The organism is Olleya sp. R77988 (assembly GCF_044594215.1).
Taxonomy (GTDB): Bacteria; Bacteroidota; Bacteroidia; order Flavobacteriales; family Flavobacteriaceae; genus Olleya.
In genome coordinates, this window is the sequence record NZ_CP138988.1 from 146,958 (window position 1) to 170,000 (window position 23,043).

Annotated in this window: 16 protein-coding genes, 1 tRNA gene and 2 rRNA genes (1 of these 19 cut by a window edge); 3 read left to right on the forward strand and 16 right to left on the reverse strand. The window is 32.1% G+C overall.

All coding sequences use genetic code 11. The annotated features are described in order from the left end of the window. Window positions 1-38: 38 nt before the first annotated feature. Window positions 39-1,316, forward strand: coding sequence for a UDP-N-acetylmuramoyl-tripeptide--D-alanyl-D-alanine ligase (murF, locus tag SJY17_RS00700; protein ID WP_397363524.1), 1,278 nt, complete (start codon window positions 39-41; stop codon window positions 1,314-1,316). Window positions 1,317-1,354: 38 nt separating this feature from the next. Here murF and SJY17_RS00705 read toward each other — a convergent pair. Continuing rightward, a tRNA-Val gene (locus tag SJY17_RS00705) sits at window positions 1,355-1,429 on the reverse strand. A 168-nt stretch (window positions 1,430-1,597) separates the two neighbouring features. On the opposite strand from SJY17_RS00705, the gene SJY17_RS00710 reads away from it, so the two are divergent. Then, window positions 1,598-3,322: a hypothetical protein gene (locus SJY17_RS00710; RefSeq protein ID WP_397363525.1), complete on the forward strand. Its 1,725-nt coding sequence runs from the start codon at window positions 1,598-1,600 to the stop codon at window positions 3,320-3,322. Between the two features lie 7 nt (window positions 3,323-3,329). Here SJY17_RS00710 and SJY17_RS00715 read toward each other — a convergent pair whose 3' ends face one another. The 12 genes from SJY17_RS00715 to SJY17_RS00770 form a co-directional block, all read right to left on the reverse strand. Continuing rightward, on the reverse strand, window positions 3,330-5,816 hold the full coding sequence (locus tag SJY17_RS00715; protein WP_397363526.1) for an Hsp70 family protein: 2,487 nt from the start codon (window positions 5,814-5,816) through the stop codon (window positions 3,330-3,332). A 7-nt stretch (window positions 5,817-5,823) separates the two neighbouring features. Continuing rightward, entirely contained in the window at window positions 5,824-6,117 is a 294-nt protein-coding gene (locus SJY17_RS00720; RefSeq protein WP_397363527.1) for a hypothetical protein, read from the reverse strand. A 46-nt stretch (window positions 6,118-6,163) separates the two neighbouring features. After that, window positions 6,164-7,381 carry a bifunctional folylpolyglutamate synthase/dihydrofolate synthase gene (locus SJY17_RS00725; protein ID WP_397363528.1) on the reverse strand — a complete coding sequence of 406 codons (1,218 nt, stop codon included), beginning with the start codon at window positions 7,379-7,381 and terminating at the stop codon, window positions 6,164-6,166. A 6-nt stretch (window positions 7,382-7,387) separates the two neighbouring features. Next, window positions 7,388-8,254 carry an energy transducer TonB gene (locus SJY17_RS00730; protein ID WP_397363529.1) on the reverse strand — a complete coding sequence of 289 codons (867 nt, stop codon included), beginning with the start codon at window positions 8,252-8,254 and terminating at the stop codon, window positions 7,388-7,390. A gap of 28 nt (window positions 8,255-8,282) precedes the next feature. Continuing rightward, window positions 8,283-9,344 carry a cell envelope integrity protein TolA gene (tolA, locus tag SJY17_RS00735; protein ID WP_397363530.1) on the reverse strand — a complete coding sequence of 354 codons (1,062 nt, stop codon included), beginning with the start codon at window positions 9,342-9,344 and terminating at the stop codon, window positions 8,283-8,285. Next, window positions 9,341-9,733, reverse strand: a complete 393-nt coding sequence (locus SJY17_RS00740; protein ID WP_397363531.1) for an ExbD/TolR family protein — start codon at window positions 9,731-9,733, stop codon at window positions 9,341-9,343. Before SJY17_RS00740 ends, tolA begins: the two co-directional genes overlap by 4 nt. Window position 9,734: 1 nt before the next feature. Continuing rightward, window positions 9,735-10,436, reverse strand: a complete 702-nt coding sequence (locus SJY17_RS00745; RefSeq protein WP_397363532.1) for a MotA/TolQ/ExbB proton channel family protein — start codon at window positions 10,434-10,436, stop codon at window positions 9,735-9,737. A gap of 157 nt (window positions 10,437-10,593) precedes the next feature. Continuing rightward, window positions 10,594-11,988 carry a sodium:proton antiporter NhaD gene (gene nhaD, locus SJY17_RS00750; protein ID WP_397363533.1) on the reverse strand — a complete coding sequence of 465 codons (1,395 nt, stop codon included), beginning with the start codon at window positions 11,986-11,988 and terminating at the stop codon, window positions 10,594-10,596. Window position 11,989: 1 nt separating this feature from the next. Next, window positions 11,990-13,216: a Glu/Leu/Phe/Val dehydrogenase dimerization domain-containing protein gene (locus SJY17_RS00755; RefSeq protein ID WP_397363534.1), complete on the reverse strand. Its 1,227-nt coding sequence runs from the start codon at window positions 13,214-13,216 to the stop codon at window positions 11,990-11,992. A 171-nt stretch (window positions 13,217-13,387) separates the two neighbouring features. Then, window positions 13,388-14,902, reverse strand: a complete 1,515-nt coding sequence (locus SJY17_RS00760) for a hypothetical protein (RefSeq protein WP_397363535.1) — start codon at window positions 14,900-14,902, stop codon at window positions 13,388-13,390. Beyond that, window positions 14,892-15,542, reverse strand: a complete 651-nt coding sequence (locus SJY17_RS00765; protein ID WP_397363536.1) for a hypothetical protein — start codon at window positions 15,540-15,542, stop codon at window positions 14,892-14,894. Before SJY17_RS00765 ends, SJY17_RS00760 begins: the two co-directional genes overlap by 11 nt. Before the next feature lie 82 nt (window positions 15,543-15,624). Further along, window positions 15,625-16,701 (reverse strand): anhydro-N-acetylmuramic acid kinase, encoded by a 1,077-nt coding sequence (locus SJY17_RS00770; protein ID WP_397363537.1) that lies wholly within the window; start codon window positions 16,699-16,701, stop codon window positions 15,625-15,627. A gap of 93 nt (window positions 16,702-16,794) precedes the next feature. On the opposite strand from SJY17_RS00770, the gene SJY17_RS00775 reads away from it, so the two are divergent. Beyond that, window positions 16,795-17,937: an acyl-CoA dehydrogenase gene (locus tag SJY17_RS00775; RefSeq protein WP_397363538.1), complete on the forward strand. Its 1,143-nt coding sequence runs from the start codon at window positions 16,795-16,797 to the stop codon at window positions 17,935-17,937. A 51-nt stretch (window positions 17,938-17,988) separates the two neighbouring features. Here the strand turns inward: SJY17_RS00775 and SJY17_RS00780 are convergent, their stop codons facing one another. The 3 genes from SJY17_RS00780 to SJY17_RS00790 all read right to left on the reverse strand — a co-directional run. After that, entirely contained in the window at window positions 17,989-20,430 is a 2,442-nt protein-coding gene (locus tag SJY17_RS00780; protein WP_397363539.1) for a helix-turn-helix domain-containing protein, read from the reverse strand. A gap of 136 nt (window positions 20,431-20,566) precedes the next feature. Further along, a 5S ribosomal RNA gene (rrf, locus tag SJY17_RS00785) occupies window positions 20,567-20,674 on the reverse strand. Window positions 20,675-20,793: 119 nt separating this feature from the next. Next, window positions 20,794-23,043: ribosomal RNA gene (locus tag SJY17_RS00790) — 23S ribosomal RNA — on the reverse strand; it runs 570 nt beyond the window's last position.

Here is a 23,043-nt window from a genome sequence, read left to right on the forward strand (position 1 = left end):
TAACACATTTGTTAGGACTTTTTTTATACTTTTATTTTATGAAAATTGAAACACTACACAAACTATTTCTTGACTGTAATACAATTTGTACAGATACCAGAAAAGTAGAATCGGACAATTTATTCTTTGCTTTAAGCGGAGAAAATTTTAATGGAAATACATTTGCAGAAGAAGCATTAATAAAAGGAGCTAAATACGCTATCATAGACGATAAAAACTATAAAACATCAGATAACACCATATTAGTCAAAAACAGTCTTAAAACGCTTCAAGAATTAGCCACATATCACAGAAATTATTTAGGCGTTAAAATTATTTCTCTAACAGGAAGTAACGGAAAAACTACAACCAAAGAGCTTATTAACGCTGTTTTATCTAAAAAATATAACACAACAGCAACCATAGGCAATCTAAATAACCATATTGGCGTACCATTAACATTACTTTCCATGACAGAGCAAACCGAAATAGGTATTGTAGAGATGGGAGCAAATCACAAAAAAGAAATAGATTTTTTATGTAAAATTACACAACCAGATTTTGGGTATATCACCAATTTTGGAAAAGCACATTTAGAAGGATTTGGAGGCATTGAAGGTGTTATTGAAGGTAAAAGTGAATTATACAACTACTTAATGTCAAACAATAAGCATTTGTTTTTAAATGCTGATGATCCAATTCAAAAAGATAAACTTAGTAATTACATCAAAAAGTTTGGTTTTAGCCAAAACGATTCTAATTATTTTAAAATAAAATTTTTAGGGGCTAAACCTTTTGTTTCACTTAATATTGAAAACATTACCATTAAATCAAATCTCTTAGGCGAATATAACTTTACAAATATCTGCGCAGCAGCAATTATTGGTAAATATTTTAATGTAGACTTATTAGCTATCAAAAAAGCAATTGAAGGCTATGTACCAACTAATAACCGTTCTCAAATTATTGAAAAAGGAAGTAACTCAATCATTTTGGATGCTTATAACGCAAATCCATCAAGTATGGAAATGGCACTAAAAAACTTTAGTAATCAAAATAAAGACAACAAAATAGCTATTTTAGGCGATATGTTTGAATTAGGCGATTCGGCACCTATAGAGCACCAAAAGATTTCTAACCTTGCTACTTCTTTAAAAATTGATAACATTATACTTATTGGTGAAAACTTTTATAAATCAGAAACAGATAAGCTTAAAGTAAAACAGTATCGTTCTTTTGAAGATTTTAAAACTAATTACAAGCCAATAAAAGAAAGTGCTTTATTAATAAAAGGCTCCAGAGGAATGGCTTTAGAACGTATATTAGAACTATTATAAGCAAAAAAAATCCGAAACATATGTTTCGGATTTTTTTGTGGGCGACAAGGGATTCGAACCCCTGACCCCTTGGGTGTAAACCAAGTGCTCTGAACCAACTGAGCTAGTCGCCCTATTTATTAGGACTGCAAATATAGAGTAGTTTTTGATTTTGCAAAAACTTTTTGGCAAAAAAATTAAATATTTTTTCACTTTAAAACTAACCCATTAATTTATAGTGTTTAACAAACACAAAAATTAATAAATATTTTAATATTTTTGGTTTTCAATAAGCTCCAAGTTTGAAATACATTTCTTTAATAGACGAATTAGGTATAGATATTAACACAATAGCTACACTAGATGCTACAAAAATAATAAGGCTTCAAAAACAGCTTAAAGCAAATGCTGTATTAAATAACAAAAGCAACTTAGGCGAGTTAGCCTCATTAATTGAGCAACTTAAAGACGAAAACATTAGGAAACATCATGTTTTTGTCGAAAATCATAAGTGGCTAAAACAAATTATAAGTGGAGATTATACTAATATTTCCCAAAGTTCTGTTGCAATAAATCTAGAAAACGTTGCAGGTAATGAGGAGTTAAAATACTTTTTATCTCCATATTTTAAAGAACACATAAAGCCTTTTCTGTCCGAAACACTTAATAAAGGAAAATATAATTTACTTTATGATTTTATTGAAAGTAATATTGTTGTCACTGAAGATTTTGCTGAAGGCAGTTTTTTATTTACTGAAGAAATAGAACAAATTATAATTAGCTTTTTTAGCTCTAAACTAAATTATGCAAAAGTATATATTGAAAGTGGCAAACTAAATGACAAACATTTTCCTGTTGCCTATATTACTAACAGAAATTTTATAAAATGTTTAAGTCAATATCCTAGCTCTTTTGATGACGAGGTTAATGAGCTTAACTCTGAAGTTATTGACACCTATAACTCAAAAAGGAAAAACACAGATAATGACATTTTTATTTTTGCAGCAAAAGCAATGGTTGCTTTTGGAGAGCTTGAGGTGTCAAATTACATGCTTAAAGATGTCTTAGACTCTAATGCTGCAATTGCTAGACCTCATGCTTTTAGGTCAGGTTCTAAATCCAAATCTGGATCTGGAGTTGGGATTTGGAGTGGTATAATATTTTTAATATTAATTATTAGAATAGCTACTAAAGTTTTTAAAAATGATAATAGCTCCTATGATTCAAATTATAGATTTGAAAACATTAAAATTAACAGTTCTGACTATAATGAACAAAACATTTTAGAAGCCATAAAAATAATTCAAGAAAGACAAGAAGCTCAAAAAAATGGAACTTTTATAGAAGAGGATGAGATTGAAGTTGAAGAAACTGTTATAGAAGCTACAAAACGCGACCCAGATAATAACAAAATAACTTTACCAGATATTTCTACAAAAAAGAAAGCTAAAGATCATACCAGGTTTATTTATACTTTAAAATCAAATACTAAACGTAAAGACGAAAATTTAGGTAGTGTTAATAGTGTTGAATTAAACGCTTTTACAAATCCATACCCTAAAACTTTTAATCTAATAAGATCTTTAAAAACTAAATTAATGAGATCGTTTAGCTCTTATAGATTAGTAAAAAATAACAGTAAAAAAGACCTTATTGTTTTTAGATTAACCGATGGGATTGATCAATCTATTTTTATCCCAAAAGATGAAAGTGTATATCTAAATCTAATTGAAAATGATTCAATTTTGTTTTACACTGGAAATAATTTTGTAGTAGATAGGCTATCTCATTTTACTGATAACAAAGATCTATCTAAGCTTTATATTATAGATAACATTGTAGACAACTCTCAAGAAATCAATGTGCTTCCTTATAAAATAAGCACTTATAAAGGTCGAAAATTAAACAGTAAAAAAGAAGAAACAGGAACGACCAAAAAGGATGTGATTAAAACTAAAAACATAACCTTAAGAGGTATTAGCATTGATAAAGTTTACCTTAATTGGTATAGAAAAAAATACGACTAAATCTAACTTATCTTAAACCTGTTTTACTATCATCTTTAAATTGCTTTTGTTTTTCTTTTGCTTCATCTGGTAATAAAGCATACAAAGCATAAACAATATGTTTTAAAGACTTGTAATCACCTCTTTCTATAGCTTCATCTCCTTGCTTCATTAGCTTTTGAGATTTTCTAGTACTTGTAAAATCAGAACTATATTTTAAGCCTAAAAAATACGAGATAAAATTCTCATCACTAGATTGTAATATAGAGTTATATAACACATCCAATTCTTTAATTTTAGCTCTAATTAAATACTTATCACCAGAGTTAATCACCTCTTTTTCATTAGCTATAACTTTAAGGTATTTTGGTCTATATTTTTCGTTTTCTTCTTTATTAACCATCCATTCCAGACCTTCCTTAGAGCTATTATACTCTTCAATTTCTAAAGCAATAACTTTATTTCTGGTTAAGGTATCAAACTCCTGGATTAGTTTTCGTTTTTGATCATCTAATTGGTATTTTTGATCAGACACGTCATCATCATTTAGTAATGTTGTTTCAATCTGTATTTCAATTAAGCCTACTCTAAGTTGTTCTAATTTATTGGAATATTCAAAATTCTCTTCTTCAACATGCTCTCTAATTAACTGTTCAACTTCAGATAAAACAGAATTAATTTCCATGTTAATTTTACTAACACTTATTGCACGCTCTGACTCGCTAAATACATTTTTAAACTCTTGATCGCATGCTTGCAAATAAACATTAATCTTTAAATCTCTGGATTCAGTAATTTCTAATTCAATTTCTATGTCTGTTCCTTTAATTAAGTCATCCTCTAAATCTTTTCCAGAAAACTCTATATACCCAATACTTAGACCAGAACTTGGCAACCCTTTGGATTGACCTTCCACAATATTAATTATCAGGTTAGCATCAGATCCTTTAAGTATGGTTTTGGATGCTGTTTTGTATATTTTTTTCTTTAAAGGAAGAATACTTCCTTTTCCAAAAATTTGCTCTAATCGTGTGGCTGACGCATCAATGTCGTCAATTTCCATACAAATATCAATAGGCAAAGGTTGTCCTAAAACATTATAACTTCCTTGATTTATAGCTACTGTATTTATAGTTTTTAATGCATTTAAATCAGAATCTAAAACCTGAATTTTAAATCTATTTAATTGTCCTTTTAACAATGGAACAAACTCCGAAAAACCATTGTTTTCAATTGTTTTAATTCCAGAATCATAACCACCATCAACTCTAGTAATTCTATATTTTAAATCATTACCAGTTACTTTACAAGTGATTAACTCTTCTAAATCTCTTGTGTTTTGCTCAAAAAATAATTGGGTTTCAATAGCATTGACTTCTTCGGTTTCAGTCACTTCTTCTGCTACAATTGTAGTTGGTTTAGAACCTGCAAAATAAGCTGCTCCATCAACAACAGCAGATGTTGGGTCAATACTAGAATCTACTAAAATCCCTGTCTCTTCTTTTATTCTTTCTTTAATTAAAGGGACGTAAGTACTACCTCCAATTAAGATTAAACGCTCTATTTGCGAGTTGATTAATTGGTTTTGAGAAATTACCTTTTTTATAAACGTAATGGTTTGCTCAACTTTTGGAGAAATGACGTCTTCAAATTGTGCTCTTGTAATGACTATTTGATCAAATAAATTATCGTTATTAATATCTATATCAATCTCAATTTCAGTTTCAGGATATACAGACAGTTCTTTTTTTGCTTCTTCAGCCTTTTTAAGCAACTCAAAGTATAATCCTTTGTACTGGCTTGATTTTGCTTTTATATCTTTCCAGAGGTTAGTAATATTAGCTTTAGCTTCAATTTGAGGTACTATAATTTTTTCGACTATTAAATTATCAAAATCTGCTCCTCCTAAAAAATTATCTCCTTCGTTATCAATGACTTTTAATTCGCGATCATTGACTTCAACTAAAGCCACATCAAATGTTCCTCCTCCAAAATCATAAACAATCCAATGTTTAGAATCTTCAATATCTAAATTTGCTTGATTAGCAAAAGCCAAACATGCTGCAATTGGCTCTTGCAACAAAACCACCTCTTTAAAGCCGGCTAAATAGCCTGCTTTTTTTGTTGCATTAGATTGGATAGTATCAAAAGACGCTGGAATAGTTATTACAGCAGTTTGTAATTGATCTGTTTCTGTAACAAAGTTTTTAAGCTCTTTTAAAATTAAAGAAGACAATTCTATTGGAGATACTTCTTTATCTATCGAAGGAATAAAATAAGTCTCTTGCGTTCCCATTTTACGTTTAAAAAGCATACAAACGTTTTCTGCATCTTTTTCTAGGTAATCTAAAGCCTTATCTCCAATTATAGTTCTGTTACCTCTAAAAGCGACACATGAAGGCAAGGTTTGTTTTAAACCTAATGGGTTATTATATATCTTAACAGCTCCATTATTATAATTGGCAATCAAGCTATTTGTTGTTCCTAAATCTATTGCAAAGTTTATGGTTTTCATTTGGGTCTTATTCTACAATTACAATTCCTTTTTGCACTAAAGTATTTTCTTCATTAGTCTTTTTATAGACCACTGGTTTTAACACTTTTACTATTTTCATATTACCAGAAAAATCACCAGTTATGTTAGCCTCTACATCTGTCATTTCGTTTCTATACGTTTGACCAATTGGGTTAATAACATGGTAACCTAAAGTTTCAAACTCATGGTTTATCCTATCAATATTTCTATTAAAAAGTGTTAGGTTTTCTTTATTACTTTTAAGTTGAATAGAAAATATTTGGTTGATTATTTCCAGCATCTTTAAATTGAATTAAATGAAAGTGTAAGATACAATTAATTGGAAATTATACCACTTCTGCAACCACAAAAGTACTTCCTCCAATATAAATAACGTCTTCTTTTTTTGCTGAATCTAAAGCTGAATGATAAGCGTCTTTAACCGAAGTATAAGCTGCACCATTAAAACCTTGTGCTAAAAATTTGCTTTTTAACACTTCCTGATCTAAACCTCTTGGTACATTTGGCTTACAAAAATAGTAGATTGCTTTTTTAGGTAATAATGGCAAAATATACTTTAAATCTTTATCATTTACAACACCAAAAACAATATGTAATTGCTTAAAATCTTCTTTTAAAAGCTGCGCTATTGCCAAAGTTAAACCCTCTTTATTATGTGCTGTATCACAAATGGCTTTAGGTGACTTATTCAAAACTTGCCAACGTCCTTTTAGACCAGTGTTTTTTATGGAGTTTAATAATCCATTTTTAATATGTGCTTCTGAAATTTTGAAGTTTTTCTGTTGCAAGTTTTTTATGGTTTGCAATACACCTTTTATGTTTTTAGCTTGATAACTACCTTTTAAATCTGTTTTAAAAACGTCATTTTCAGTTTGATCTGCAAAGGTTATCTGGCTTTTGTTTTTTTCGGCTATAGCCTTAAAAACGGATTGAGTTTCTTGTTGAGATTCGCTTATTACAACAGGAATATTTGGTTTGATAATTCCTGCTTTTTCTGCTGCGATTAGCTCTAATGTATTTCCTAAAAATTGAACATGATCCAAACCAATGTTAGTTATTAAAGACACTTCTGGTGTAATAATGTTAGTCGAGTCTAATCGACCTCCTAAACCTACTTCAATAATAGCAATATCAACTTTTTGCTTTGCAAAATAATCGAATGCCATACCAACTGTCATCTCGAAAAATGACAAGCTATTAGCTTCTAAAAAAGCTTTATTACGTTTTATAAAACCAATAACAAATTGCTTACTAGCTTCTTTACCATTAATTTTAATACGCTCTCTAAAGTCTTTTAAATGTGGAGAAGTATATAATCCAACCTTGTAACCAGCTTCTTGTAATATTGAAGCTAGCATATGACTACTAGAACCTTTTCCGTTTGTTCCAGCAACATGAATAGATTTAAATTTATGTTGTGGATTTTTAAGATGTGTAGCTAACGCTATTGTATTGGTTAAGTCTTTTTTAAAAGCAGTCTGACCTTGTTTTTGATACATTGGAAGTTGAGAAAACATCCAATTAACAGTCTTTAAATAAGTCATAATAAGTTATTGACCTAATTTAAAATTGATACTAACGTAACCAATTTGTCTTTCTGGAGCTTTAGTATCTTTTTTCCACTTATGTGATCTAGCAATTTTTAATGCTGGTTGTAATAAACAATCTGCTGTATTTCTAGTTCCTTTTGCGCGTTCTGCTTTTACTACTCTACCTTCTTGATTAACTTCAATTCTTATAACTACTAATCCAGACTCATTACAATCTTGAGTAAAGATTTGTTTGGTAGGACGACCTCTTCCGTTTAATCCATAACCTACACCATCACCATTTCCGTTTCCAGATCCATCACCAAACTTACTTGGTCCATAAGAGTTACCACTTGTTGGTCCAGTTCCTGGACCATTACCAGGTCCATTGTTATTAGAATCGTTTGGGTTTTCAGAATTATTAATTCCGTTTATTAAAGCATCATTAGCTTTTTTAATCTCTTCTTGTCTCTTTTTTTCTGCTGCTTCTGCTGCAGCTTTAGCAGCTTTTTCTTTAGCAATTTTATCAGCTTTAGCTTTCTCTTTAGCGTCTCTATCTTTTTTGGCTTGCTCTTGTTGTTTTTTAATTAAAATAGCTTCTTCTTGCTCTTGAGTCAATACGTTTTCGCTAGATGTTGGTGTTGCAGCTTCTTGCTGTTCTTGTGGTTCAGTAACATCTGGTTGTGTCTCTGACACAGATGCTTTTACAGGTTGACCACCTCCTCCTCCACCTCCAGATGAACCACCAAAATTAATTGCAACGCCATATTCTTCTGGTGGATCAGTATAATTTTGACCTACCACAAATAATAACAAGAGTAATATCAACATAATTAATGTTGTTATTTTTGCCGAGTTACGCTTATGTTTGGTGTTAAAGTAATTCATTTTGTATTTGTTATATCAAACAATAAAATTATTCTTTTAATTTAATTTGTACTGGTATACTAAAAGGTGCTATAACAGCCTTACCTTGTTGCATTGCTGGTTTTATTTCAGGTAGTAGTTTAATGACTCTTTTTGCTTCTGCTACTAATAATGGATCTTCCGCTCTTGCATTAATATTTACAATATCTCCTGAAGCGCTTATTTTAAATACGATACTTATTTTTTGAACACCAGTTAAATTATCTGTTACGTCAGTTTTAAAATTTTCGCCAATAAATTGTGCTACTTTTTGACTCATGCACTTTTTTCTGGCGTCATTAGTTGTTGCACTTTCGCATCCTGGATAAATTGGACTATTTTCTGATAATGTAAAAGCCTTTTGCTCACTTGCTTTTTTTGCTGCTGCTGCTTTAGCTGCTGCATCTGCTTTAGCTTTAGCTGCATTTGCAGCTTCTTTTGCTGCTTTAGCTTTAGCAATTCCTTCTGCTTTAGCTTTGGCTGCAGCTTTAGCCTTAGCTTCTGCTTTAGATTTAGCATCTGCTATTGCTTTTGCTTTTTTTGCTGCTGCTTCTGCTTTGGCTTTAGCTTCCGCTTTTGCTGTAGCTTCCTTTGCTTCTTTTTCAGCTTTAGCTTTTGCTTCTGCTTCAGTTTTTAGTCTTTCTGCTTCTGCAGCTTCTTCTTTTGCTACTTTTTCAGCTTCTTCTAATTCTCTTTTTTCATTTTCTTCTGCTTCAGCTTCTTCATCAGCAATTTCATCTTCTGAAGTCTCTTCTTCTATAATTTCTTCTTTAACAACCTCTTCTTCTATTACTTCCTCTTCTACTACTTCATTATCTACTGATTCTTCTTCAATGATTTCTTCTTCACTTTCTATGTTTTCTTGTGGTAGCTCATCAGTTATTTCTGTCTTATTTGGTTGTGTACTTCCTCCTGATGGAGCAGCATCTCCAAAATTGATTGCTACACCATATTCTTCTGGTTCTACTTTATATTGTTGACCAACAACAAATAACAACAACGTAATAATCAACATAATTAATGTTGTTATTTTTACTGCGTTTTTTTCGTGTTTAGTGTCTAAGTATTTCACTTTGCTTTAACTGATAATGAAGGCTTAATCTTATTTCTGTAAGCAATATCCATAATAAATACAACATGCTGCAATTCAACACTTTTATCAGAACGAATGGTTATTGTTGGTGAGTCTTGATTACCAACTTTAGCTAATACTTCTGCTTCCAATTGCTCCTTAGGGACCTGCTTCATATCTACATAGTATTTAATGTTTTTGTCAACACTTACTGATACATTTTTGGTCTGAGTTGTTTTACTAGTAGAATTAGGTAATAATAAATCTATAGCTTCTGCAGATACCAGTGTGGATGCAATCATAAAAAATATGAGCAGCAAGAACACAATGTCTGTCATTGACGACATGTTAAATTCTGGTGTTACTTTATTTCTTCCTCTTAATCGCATATTAGCTAGGTTCGTTTAATAAATCTAAAAATTCTAAAGAGTTTGCCTCCATTTGGTATACAACCTTGTCTGTTTTAACAACTAAATGGTTGTATGCTATATAAGCTACAATACCTACTATTAAACCTCCAACGGTTGTTGTCATTGCAGTATATAAACCATCTGCAAGTGTTTTAATGTCTATTGACCCTCCAGAATTTGCTATTTCAAATATTGATAGTATCATTCCAATAACCGTTCCAAGGAAACCAATCATTGGTGCTGCTCCAGATATTGTTGCCAAAACACTTACGTTTTTTTCTAGGCTATAAATTTCTAAACGTCCAGCATTTTCAATTGCTGTATTGATGTCATCTAAAGGTTTTCCTATTCTAGAAATTCCTTTACTGATTAATCTAGAAACTGGCGAATTTACTGTATTGCATAAGTTTTGAGCAGATTCTATTTTACCATTACTAACGTAATCTTTTATTTGATTCATAAAATTAGAATCAACTTTTGATGCTTCTTTAATTGCAAAAAGTCTTTCAAAATAAATATAGATTGCCATTATTAATAACACAAAAAGGAGTGCTATTATAATGATTCCTGCTGTTCCACCTGTTGTAACAAGCTCTATTATAGATAATGTTTTTTCTACTGGTTCTCCTTCTAACAAAGGGTCTACTACTTGAGCTGCGTCTTGAATTAATGTACTTATCATAGTGTGTATTTAGATACGTTTATAACGTTAAAATTTTGTTTTGCGTATGTAATACAAAATTTCTTAAAAAGAAATTAAGCGTTACGTTTCCCTTTTTTACAGGAATTTTGTTTTATCATGAAAAGCCTCAAGTTAATACTTGAGGCTTTTTTTATTATTAAAATAAAGTTCTTGTCCAGAAAAATACAACTGTTCCTGCCAAAAACCCAATTAATGCTAACCAAGCAATCTTTTTTAGATACCAGAAAAAGTCTATTTTTTCCATTCCCATTGCAACAACTCCTGCAGCAGAACCTATAATTAACATACTTCCACCAGTTCCAGCAGAATATGCAATAAAGTGCCACAGCTCGTTATCAATAGGTTCTGAGAACATTCCTAAACTTGCTGCTACTAATGGTACATTATCAATAACTGCAGATCCTATACCTAATAAAATAATTACTAAATCTGAAACGCCTTCACCATGTAACTCTGTTCCCATCATTGGCATCCCTTCTTTTAAAGTCGAAGCAAATCCAAATAATATTCCTAAAGACTCTAATGCTGCTACAGCCATTAAAATACCTAAGAAAAACAAAATACTTGGTAGTTCAATTTTTGATAATGAATGGTGTACTGGACTATGGTGTGCGTGTGCATCACTTTCTTCTCCATCAAATTCTGTTAAACTAAATTTAGATGAACTATAGATTTCGGCAAAAATTGCTACAACTCCTAATGCTAACATCATCCCTACGTATGGAGGCAAATGTGTTACCGTTTTAAAAATTGGCACAAATACAATTGCTCCTAAACCTAAATACAACATGGTTGCGCTAAATCTACTTTTGGGTTTTTCTTCTTTAGCATCGTCTATTGCTAAATCACCTTTAAAAGCTGGTAAAAAAGAAGCTATAAAAGTAGGTACTAACATACATATTAATGATGGTAATAATAAGTAACCTACTAAATGTCCAGTAGTTACTTTTTTACCAATCCAAAGCATAGTTGTTGTAACATCTCCAATTGGTGACCAAGCACCACCAGCATTTGCTGCAATAATAATTAAACCTGCAAACCAAATACGAACACTTCTGTCGCTTATTATTTTTTGCAAAATAGAAATTAAAACTATCGTTGCAGTTAGGTTATCTATTATAGCTGAAAGGATAAACGCTAAAAAAGCAAAAATCCATAAAATCTTTGATTTCTTTTTTGTTTTTATAAAGTTTTTTATGGTAGAAAATCCATCAAAATAATCGATGATTTCTACAATAGTCATTGCTCCTAAAAGAAATACTAAGATCTCAGCTGTTTTTCCTAAATGGTGCAACAATGTTTCTTCCATTAAATGCATCCTAGTGTCATGACCTAAAGTATCATAGCCAGCAACTAATCCATGATTTGCAGAATCAAACCATTCTGGAAAAGAATCTATACCTAATGAGATTAAAGCCCAACTTATAGCCATCATGACTAATGCAGGAATTAATTTATCAATTTTTATGTTGTGCTCTAATGTTATGGCTAAATAACCAATAACAAATACTAAAATTATTACTGTTTCCATTTTATACTAATTGTTTTAATGCTATTTCAAATGCTGTTTTACTAATTTCTAATTTTGAATTATTTTTGGTGTGTACATCCTGAATGGCTTTTTTAATAATATTTGATGTATCGTTAAAAATAGCTTCATCTGTCATTTGCACCTTACGTTCCATAAAATAAGCGAATACACGTGCCATACCGCAATTTGAAATGAAATCTGGTATTAAACTTACACGCTCATCTGTATGTTCCATAATAGATCCAAAGAAAATTTCTTTGTCTGCAAATGGTACATTTGCGCCACAAGAAATAACTTCTAAACCTGTATTAATCATTTGATCAATTTGATCTTGTGTAATTAATCTTGATGCTGCACATGGTGCAAAAATTTCTGTTTCTAAAGACCAAATGCGATCATTCATTTCTGCAAAAGGGATCATGTTTTTGGCTGCAAGAGTATTTCCATTTTTGGTTAAGAAAAAATCTTTTATTTCTTCAAAAGAAAACCCTTTTTCATTTATAACTCCTCCAGAAATATCTATAATACCTACTACCTTTGCTCCCATTTGAGCTAAATAATAAGCTGCTGCGGATCCTACATTTCCAAAACCTTGAACCACTGCTCTTTTACCAACCACAGATCCTCCATAAGTTTCATAATAATGTCTTACAGCTTCTGCTACACCATAACCAGTAATCATGTCTGCTACTGTATATTTTTTTGAAACGTCTGGCGAATAATTAATATTTTCCAAGACTTTAATTACACCTTGACGTAATTGTCCTATACGGTTAATTTTATCTGCTTCAGTAGGTTGAAAGTGTCCGTTAAAAACGCCTTCTTGTGGATGCCAAACTCCAGAGTCTTCTGTAATTGGGATTACTTCATGGATTTCGTCTACGTTTAAGTCTCCTCCTGTTCCATAATAGCTTTTTAATAATGGCGATACTGCTTTATACCAACGCTCTAAAACACCTCTTTTTCTTGGATCTTTAGGGTCAAAGTTAATTCCAGATTTTGCGCCACCAATTGCTGGTCCTGATACTGTAAACTTTACTTCCATTGTTTTGGCTAGAGACAACACTTCGTTCATGTCCAAACCTTTTCTCATTCTGGTTCCTCCTCCTGCTGCTCCACCACGTAAGGAGTTTATGACTGTCCATCCTTCTGCTTCAGTCTCTGCATCTTTCCAATTAAATACTATTTCTGGTTCTTTATTTTCGTAAATTTTTAATAAGTCTTTCATGTATGATTTTTGAATTCAACTATAGTTTTTTATTCCTAAATTAAGCATGAGGGTATTTAAAGTTGATTCATCTTATGAAGTATTAGATTAATTAGTCCTACAAATATAAAAAAACAAAAAATGGCTTTTAAAATTAAAGCCATTTTTATTCTAATAATTTATTGTTAATAACTAATCGATAGTCATTTTTCCAAATGCTTGATATTTGTTTCCTATTGCATAGATGTAAAATGTTTTATCATCCAACTGAATGGTTTTAGTTGGTGCAAAATCTAGTACGTTATCTTTTCCTCCAACAATTCCACTTTTGTGTGCTTTGGTTTCAATTGTTCCGTTAGTATGTATCTTTTTTGAAACTATTGCTTTTGCATTTATGTTTTTCCAACCAAAAACAATCTTTTTTTCTTCTAAAACAGAAACCCTTTCATTACCTAAAAAGTATAAATTATCATTCATAATTACAGGTTTAAAGGAAGCTATACGTTGTGCTTCGTTTTTAAACGCTTCTGTTTTATTTAATAATTCTGCAAAACCAACGCCTCCTTTTGTATTCATTCTTACCATTATTCCTGGTCCATTTGTGTAAGTGTAATTGTATTGAAATGATTGTCCTTCAATTGGTCTGCTAACTTCTGTAAAACACTGACCAATTAAATAAATATCATTATTTAATATTATTAGGTCTTTAACTTTTAAATCTATAAACCCTTTTCCTACCAAACTTCTTGTAACATTTTGATCCCAAGAATGATTATTAATCAATTTTTGATCTGTAATATTATAAATAAAAACACTTTTATCTTTTGCTCCTCCCATTGATACTGCAGGCTTTGCATTATTTGTTGCAAAACCAACAAGGTATTGTTTAGCATCTATAGTTATTACTCTATTATCTGATATGTAAAATTCTTCAGCTGAAGCGGTTTGTACAGAAAGCTGTCCTTCTTTTATAGTTAAAATTGAAGTTATTGGACTTTTACTAAAAATGTTGGTTTTTTTAATTATATTAACTGTAGCATCGTTCTCTACAAACATCTCTTCGTTATATGCTCGTTTTGAATCAAATGACAAACTATGTTCTGAGTTTGATATAGAATTTAAATTAGCGTCTAAAATAACGACTTCAATTTTTTCTTTAGTTTTCTTTTCAAAAGGCTTATTAACCAATAATGCAAATGTTTTTTGATCTTCGGATAACTTGATGTTAAAAAAACCTGATTTTCCAACTTTTTCTATTGGTAATACATAGATTTTATTTGGGTCCGAAACTGCTCCTGTTGTATTATCATAAACTTGACAATACAATACATTTTTTTGATCTTTTTTAACTGCTATAAAAGAAAACACATATAATTTGTTGTTGCCTTCAATGACCTTTAATAAGGTCGCATCTTTTAATGCTCTTTTTGGTAGTGCAAAATCTATTGTCTTACCAATATCTCCATTGGAATTAAACTTAGTAATAAAAACAGACTCTGGAGCAAAAACCTGAGTCCCTTGTTTTTCTATACTATAAGTAGTAAAACCAGATGTTGTAGGAAACACTAAAGTTGGATTTTGCAATCCAACTTTAGTGTTACTTGATAAATCTGACCATTCAAAAGTTGCGTTTTGAGCTTTTGTAGTTAACATTACTACAGCCATAAAAGCAAATAATACAATAGTTTTGATTTTATTATTTTTCAAAATGTGCATTGTATTCGTTAATGATCTTAAGGATAGCTAAAACTTTATATCCTTTTTCTTTATTTTTTATTTTTTTAGCTAATTCTGGATAATCACTTACAAATTTACTCATCACATTTTTAAAGCTAAATAACAACTTAGGAGATGCAAATTTCAAGTAATCTTTATCGTCTTTTACAGCTAAAACTTCCGTTTGTATTTTAGTACCATCAAAGTCTAAGCTAATTTCTTTATTACCATCTTTTTTAATAGTAATTTCTTTTCCTTGATCATCTTCTACTCTAATATAATAGTCAAACAAATCTATTTTACCTTCAACTGTTCTTAATAAAAACACTTTAGTTTTTCCGCTTAAACCTTCATAAGGATGCGACTCATAGTAATCATCAGCAATTTGGTAAGCTTTTAATTCTTTTGCATTATAAACCACAGGTTTATCATCTAAAGTTTTAAAGAATTTTACTTTACGTTGACTTTTAATTTTTAAAAAACGTTTAAGATATCCTTCAACTTTTTCGCCTTTTTTAGTAATTACATAACCTGGTAATTTTTCTGATAATTCTTCCCAATTATCATCAATATCTTGTGCAAAAGTTACACTAGAAAAAATTAAGGCTAATACAAGTAATACATTTTTCATTTTTTATTCTGTTTAGTTATTATTTTGTTTGGTTTAGATAATTCAAAAGTCAAGCCAAAGCTGTCAAATGTAATTAATCTATTTATTGTGAAGTGTTAAAACTGAAAATTTTACCTGAAGAGTGGTCTTTTATAGCTCCTGTAACAGACTTTAAACAGTTATTTTCGTCTCTTAATTTTAAGACTCCTAAAAAGCCAAAAATTAAAGCTTCTTTAAATTCTATTATTCTATTTGAAGGTATTATAATTTGATTAGTTGTTAATTGCTCTATTTCTTCAATTAAATACGAATTAAAAACTCCACCACCTGTGGCTAAAACAGAAGCTTTACTTGTTTGATTTATAATTTTAGCTATTTGAAAAGCAATATGCTTTACAAAGGTGTGCAAACTATCTTCTGTACTTAAATTAAAACTATTTATTAATGGAAGTACATGTTTTTCGACCCATTCTAAACCTAAAGATTTTGGAGGTGTTTCATCATAAAAAGCTAAAGCATTTAGTTGATTATACAACTGAACATTTAGTGTTCCGCTTCTAGCTAATTGTCCTTTATTATCAAAACTCAACCCTAGTTTTTCTACATATTTATTAAGGACTATATTAACTGGACAGATATCAAACGCTATTCTATTATTATCTACTTCTGAAGATATATTTGCAAATCCGCCTAAATTTAAACACCAATCATAATTACTAAACAGTAATTGATCTCCAATAGGTACTAATGGTGCTCCTTGACCTCCAAATAAAACGTCTTGCACTCTAAAATCACAAATTACTGTTTGCTTGATTAATGTTGATAATTGAGGTAAATTACCAATTTGCTTAGTAAAACCTAAAGCTGGTTGGTGTAAAGCTGTATGTCCATGAGAACATACTGCATCGATATTAGTGATGTTATGCTTGTCTATAAACTGATTAATAATTTTGGCTAAATATTGGGTGTAATCTGTGTCTATATTATCCAGTTCTATAGTTGGTAAGCCTGTTAAATTTTTGAGATTTTTTACCCAATTTTCTGAATATGAAACAGTTTCTGCATTTAAAATTTTAAACTGCCAATTGCTATCTTTTTTAAATGAAATATATGCTAGGTCAATTCCGTCTAAAGATGTACCAGACATAACACCAATCACTTTATATTCGCCTTTTATCATATTCTGTAAAAATAACTATAACAATTGAAATAATCCTAATAAAGACTTATCTTTGCATCAAAATTTTAATAAATCAACAGTCAATTATAAATTATGGATTTTAGCCTTACTGAAGAACATATCATGATTCGCGATGCAGCTCGCGATTTTGCACAAACCGAATTACTTCCTGGAGTTATTGAACGTGATAACGCTCAAACTTTTCCAGATGAACTAGTAAGAAAGATGGGTGAATTAGGTTTTTTAGGTATTATGGTAGACCCTAAATATGGAGGAAGTGGTTTAGATGCTATTTCTTACGTACTAATTATGGAAGAATTATCTAAAGTTGATGCTTCTGCTTCTGTGATGGTATCTGTAAACAACTCTTTAGTTTGTTATGGATTGGAAGCTTATGGAAGTGAAGCGCAAAAAGAAAAATACTTAACAAAATTAGCTTCTGGAGAATTTATAGGTGCTTTTTGTTTAAGTGAACCAGAAGCTGGTAGTGATGCGACTTCACAAAAAACAACTGCTATAGATAAAGGAGATCATTATATAATTAATGGTACAAAAAATTGGATTACTAATGGTGGACGTAGTGATGTTTACTTAGTCATTGCGCAAACAAATAAAGAAAAAAAACACAAAGGTATTAACGCTTTTATAGTTGAAAAAGGTACTCCTGGTTTTGATATTGGACCAAAAGAAGATAAACTAGGTATTAGAGGAAGCGATACGCATACGTTACAGTTTAATGATGTAAAAGTGCCAAAAGAAAACAGAATTGGAGAGGATGGATTTGGATTTAAATTTGCAATGAAAACACTTTCTGGTGGTAGAATTGGTATTGCTGCTCAAGCTTTAGGTATTGCTTCTGGAGCGTACGAATTGGCTTTAAAATATAGTAAAGAGCGTAAAGCATTTGGTACAGAAATTTGTAACCATCAAGCAATTGCGTTTAAATTAGCAGATATGTATACTGAAATTGAAGCTGCAAGAATGTTGGTAATGAAAGCTGCTTGGGATAAAGACCAAGGAAACAATTACGATATGTCTAGTGCTATGGCAAAACTTTATGCTAGTAAAGTAGCAATGGAGCAAACAGTAGAAGCTGTACAGATACATGGTGGAAATGGTTTTGTAAAAGAATACCACGTAGAGCGTATGATGCGTGATGCAAAAATCACTCAGATTTATGAAGGAACTTCTGAAATACAGAAAATTGTAATATCAAGAGGTGTAATTAGAGGGTAAACTATATTCAACAATAATAAAAAAAGGCTTTACATTAATGTAAAGCTTTTTTTATTTTCTTGATAATTCGTCTAAAACCAATCTTATTTCACCATAAGTGTACTTATCATCAATTTGGTGTTTTAAATCTGAAAGGTTTTCAAACTTCTGTTTTGGAATAAGTATCAATAACTCTCTATGATGTTTTTCAGAAATTAAATCTGTTATTTTAACTTCGCCTGAAGGTATAAAACTAGCTAAATGACCTGTAATTGTATTAACATTTAAATCGCGTTCAAAAGCAATCTGCTCGATAGCTTTATCTGCTTTAAAAAGGTCTAAAGAAATCTTTTTAGTGTCACCTCTCTTCTTTTTAGGTTTTATACTTTCAAATATTTCTGCTTCGTTAGATGTTTGTATATCATTTTCATCACAATAATGACGTATTACTTTTAAGATTTCATTTCCATATTTTTCTACTCTAACTTTACCAAAACCATTAACTTGTAATAATTCTTTTTTATTAGTTGGTAATGTTTCACACATTTCATACAATGCTTTTTGAGTAAATATTTGGTAGTGGATTAGATCTTTATCATTTGCAATTGTATTTCTTAAGTCTCTGAGTAATTCAAATAACACAACATTTGTTGTACCATCAATAACATCTTTTCTTGGCTTTTTAGGTTTGTCTTTTGTTAAGAAAACGGATTTAGCTCTTAATTCTAAAAACGTATTAACTTTAAAACCATCTGCCATTTGAGAGAAGTATAATTGTTTGGTTGCAATTAATTCTTCAATCGTATCAAGCTGTTTATTAATATCTTTTTCAAGTGCTTTATTATCTGTTGTAAAACCAAAGGTTTTATAAACAGAAACAATCTTAGTGTCAGTTTGCTCTTTAAAATAGCTAATAGCTTTAGTAAATCTTAATTGAATATCATTACTTGACTCTGGAGTAATGGTGATTTCAGAAAGTTCATTTAATTGTGCCTTAAACCCATTTGCAACTTTTAATAGAGAAGTAATACAATCTTTAATAGAATTTAAAGGCGTTTCAATATTACCTTCAAAACTACTTCTGTTTTTATAAAAAACATCTAAAATTCGATTAATTGGATTTAAAAAATTATAAAAATAAAAGGTTTCTGAAATTAAATCAAGTTGATAATTTGATTTTGATTGTTGTAATATGGTTTCGTCTGGTTGGTTATCTTCTGCTTGTTTATTAAATTGAATTACATTTTTGTCGCTAATAATATGGCTAGAATTAATTTTACTTTTTAGTACTAATCCTTCTAAAGATTTACATCTACTTAAGGCAACATAAGTCTGTCCATGTGCAAATGCACCTTCTGCATCTATAATAGCTTTTTCAAAAGTTAAACCTTGGCTTTTATGAATTGTTATTGACCAAGCTAATCGTAAAGGCATTTGTGTATATGAGCCTATTCTGTTTTCTGTTATAGCTTTAGTTTCATTATCTACCGTATAGTTTATATTTTCCCAAACCTCTGGAGTTGTTATAATATTAAAATCGTCATCAGGGCACTTTACAACAACTTCATCTTTATCTAATAAAATAACCTTACCTATTTTACCATTAAAATATCTTTTCTCGACAGAGCTATCATTTTTTACAAACATAACTTGAGAACCAACTTTTAAAGTCAAGTTCTCTTTATTTGGATAAGAAAATTCAGGAAACTTACCCTCAATTTTAGCTTTATAAGAATGAGATTTCGTTTTTAGCTTTTCAAGTTCTAAAGTATTAGTTTGTTCAGCTTTATTATTATGAGTTGTTAATGAAATATATCCATCATTATTAGCTGATACAAAATCAGGATTATAGCGCTTATTTAGCTCATCAGCAGATGATTTAGATAAAGTATTAGTTCTAATTTCATTTAAAATATCAATAAATTTAGGATTATCTTGTCTGAATATATGTTTAAGTTCTACATTAATAGGATTACAAGCTTGATAAGCTATGCTACTAAAAAAAAAGGCATTATTATAAAATGGTTTAAGTAAATGCCAATCATTTTCTTTTACAACAGGTGAAAGTTGTTGTAAATCACCTATCATTAAAACTTGTACTCCTCCAAAAACAAGATTTCTATTTCTAAAACGACGTAAAGTTTGATCAATTCCATCTAACAAGTCACTTCGTACCATACTAATTTCATCAATAATTAATAAATCTAACGACTTAATAATATTAATTTTAGTCTTACTAAATTTTCTTTTGAAACCAGAAGCAGTATTTAAGTTATCATTCGGTAAAATTGGCCCAAACGGTAATTGAAAAAAAGAATGAATAGTAACACCTTTAGCATTAATTGCTGCTACACCTGTTGGAGCAACAACAACAATTCTTTTAAGTGATTTTAATTTAAGCTTATGTAAAAAAGTAGTTTTTCCAGTACCTGCCTTACCTGTTAAAAATATATTTCTATCAGTATTATTAACAAAATCCCAAGCTAAGTCTAATTCTATATTACTATTATTCATTAAATACAATTATACTTAGATTAAAAATAATAAAAAAGAAGATTAGATAATATTATTAATTTTGGAGTATTTAAACAAAAAAACCCTTCATATTTCTATGAAGGGTTTAAAAACACTGAATAGTATTCAGTATTAAAAAAGGCGACGACCTACTCTCCCACAAATGCAGTACCATCGGCGCAAATGGGCTTAACTTCTCTGTTCGGAATGGTAAGAGGTGAGCCCCATCGCTATAATCACCTTAAATCTTTCGGTGTATGTAGTTTTACCTACTTAACCGTATATAATAACATACTGAAAAAAGGACACTAAGTGTCTAAAACATGAAAATAATATTTATTGAACTTTATAAAAAAACAGGCGTACAATAAGCCTATGGGTTATTAGTACTACTTGGCTATGACATTACTGCCTTTACACCTATAGCCTATCAACGTGGTCATCTCCCACGACCCTTTAAAGAAATCTCATCTTGTGGTGGGTTTCGCGCTTATATGCTTTCAGCGCTTATCCCTTCCCAACGTAGCTACTCTGCAATGCTCCTGGCGGAACAACAGATACACCAGAGGTTAGTCCAACTCGGTCCTCTCGTACTAGAGTCAGATCCACTCAAATTTCTAACGCCCACTGTAGATAGAGACCGAACTGTCTCACGACGTTCTGAACCCAGCTCGCGTGCCACTTTAATGGGCGAACAGCCCAACCCTTGGGACCTTCTCCAGCCCCAGGATGTGACGAGCCGACATCGAGGTGCCAAACCCCCCCGTCGATATGAGCTCTTGGGGGAGATCAGCCTGTTATCCCCGGCGTACCTTTTATCCTTTGAGCGATGGCCCTTCCATACGGAACCACCGGATCACTATGCTCTACTTTCGTACCTGATCGACTTGTAGGTCTCTCAGTCAAGCTCCCTTATGCCATTGCACTCTACGCACGGTTACCAAGCGTGCTGAGGGAACCTTTAGAAGCCTCCGTTACTCTTTTGGAGGCGACCACCCCAGTCAAACTACCCACCAAGCACTGTCCCTTCATTGAAGGTTAGACTCTAGACAAGCAAAGGGTGGTATTTCAACAATGACTCCACAACGCCTAGCGACGCCACTTCAAAGTCTCCCACCTATCCTACACATTACTTATCCAAAACCAATACTAAGCTATAGTAAAGGTGCACGGGGTCTTTTCGTCCCACAGCGGGTAATCGGCATCTTCACCGATACTACAATTTCACCGAGCTCATGGCTGAGACAGTGTCCAGATCGTTGCACCATTCGTGCAGGTCGGAACTTACCCGACAAGGAATTTCGCTACCTTAGGACCGTTATAGTTACGGCCGCCGTTTACTGGGGCTTCATTTTAGATCTTCGCCGAAGCTAAACCCTCCACTTAACCTTCCAGCACCGGGCAGGTGTCAGGCCATATACGTCATCTTTCAATTTAGCATAGCCCTGTGTTTTTGATAAACAGTCGCCTGGACCTTTTCACTGCGGCCACCCCGAAGGGTGGCGACCTTTCTCCCGAAGTTACAGGTCTATTTTGCCTAGTTCCTTAGCCATGAATCTCTCGAGCTCCTTAGAATTCTCATCCCAACTACCTGTGTCGGTTTAGGGTACGGGCTGCTTCTCTTGCTTTTCTTGGAAGTCGATTCGCTAGATTATCACCGCGACCGTAGTCTTAGTGTACTATCGAGGTGTTACCACTCTCTTCAACGCACAATTCCGTCTGTGCGCACTAACTATTCGCCTCCGTCACTTTTAATGAGAGCAGGTACAGGAATATTAACCTGTTGTCCATCCACTACCCCTTTCGGGTTCGCGTTAGGTCCCGACTAACCCTCAGCTGATTAGCATAGCTGAGGAAACCTTAGTCTTTCGGAGTGCGGGTTTCTCGCCCGCATTATCGTTACTTATGCCTACATTTTCTTTTGTAGCTACTCCAGCATGCCTCACAGCACACCTTCAACGCCACTACAATGCTCCCCTACCACTTTTACAAGTCCATAGCTTCGGTAATATGTTTATGCCCGATTATTATCCATGCCGAACCGCTCGACTAGTGAGCTGTTACGCACTCTTTAAATGAATGGCTGCTTCCAAGCCAACATCCTAGCTGTCAAAGCAGTTCAACCTCGTTTATTCAACTTAACATATATTTTGGGACCTTAGCTGATGGTCTGGGTTCTTTCCCTTTCGGACATGGACCTTAGCACCCATGCCCTCACTGCTGATTAACATTTTATAGCATTCGGAGTTTGTCAGGAATTGGTAGGCGGTGAAGCCCCCGCATCCAATCAGTAGCTCTACCTCTATAAAACTATAAATCAACGCTGCACCTAAATGCATTTCGGGGAGTACGAGCTATTTCCGAGTTTGATTGGCCTTTCACCCCTACCCACAGGTCATCCGAAGACTTTTCAACGTCAACCGGTTCGGTCCTCCACTGTATGTTACTACAGCTTCAACCTGCCCATGGGTAGATCACACGGTTTCGCGTCTACCACTACTAACTAAAGCGCCCTATTCAGACTCGCTTTCGCTACGGATTCGTGACTTAATCACTTAACCTCGCTAGCAACGGTAACTCGTAGGCTCATTATGCAAAAGGCACGCCGTCACC

Excerpts from the sequence above, each read along its gene's own strand:
- SJY17_RS00765 (WP_397363536.1), bottom strand. The coding sequence starts at position 15,542 with ATGAAAAATGTATTACTTGTATTAGCCTTAATTTTTTCTAGTGTAACT.
- murF (WP_397363524.1), top strand. The coding sequence starts at position 39 with ATGAAAATTGAAACACTACACAAACTATTTCTTGACTGTAATACAATT.
- SJY17_RS00745 (WP_397363532.1), bottom strand. The coding sequence starts at position 10,436 with ATGATAAGTACATTAATTCAAGACGCAGCTCAAGTAGTAGACCCTTTG.
- SJY17_RS00725 (WP_397363528.1), bottom strand. The coding sequence starts at position 7,381 with ATGACTTATTTAAAGACTGTTAATTGGATGTTTTCTCAACTTCCAATG.
- SJY17_RS00715 (WP_397363526.1), bottom strand. The coding sequence starts at position 5,816 with ATGAAAACCATAAACTTTGCAATAGATTTAGGAACAACAAATAGCTTG.
- SJY17_RS00780 (WP_397363539.1), bottom strand. The coding sequence starts at position 20,430 with ATGAATAATAGTAATATAGAATTAGACTTAGCTTGGGATTTTGTTAAT.
- nhaD (WP_397363533.1), bottom strand. The coding sequence starts at position 11,988 with ATGGAAACAGTAATAATTTTAGTATTTGTTATTGGTTATTTAGCCATA.
- SJY17_RS00740 (WP_397363531.1), bottom strand. The coding sequence starts at position 9,733 with ATGCGATTAAGAGGAAGAAATAAAGTAACACCAGAATTTAACATGTCG.
- SJY17_RS00730 (WP_397363529.1), bottom strand. The coding sequence starts at position 8,254 with ATGAATTACTTTAACACCAAACATAAGCGTAACTCGGCAAAAATAACA.
- SJY17_RS00770 (WP_397363537.1), bottom strand. The coding sequence starts at position 16,701 with ATGATAAAAGGCGAATATAAAGTGATTGGTGTTATGTCTGGTACATCT.
- SJY17_RS00720 (WP_397363527.1), bottom strand. The coding sequence starts at position 6,117 with ATGCTGGAAATAATCAACCAAATATTTTCTATTCAACTTAAAAGTAAT.
- SJY17_RS00755 (WP_397363534.1), bottom strand. The coding sequence starts at position 13,216 with ATGAAAGACTTATTAAAAATTTACGAAAATAAAGAACCAGAAATAGTA.
- SJY17_RS00775 (WP_397363538.1), top strand. The coding sequence starts at position 16,795 with ATGGATTTTAGCCTTACTGAAGAACATATCATGATTCGCGATGCAGCT.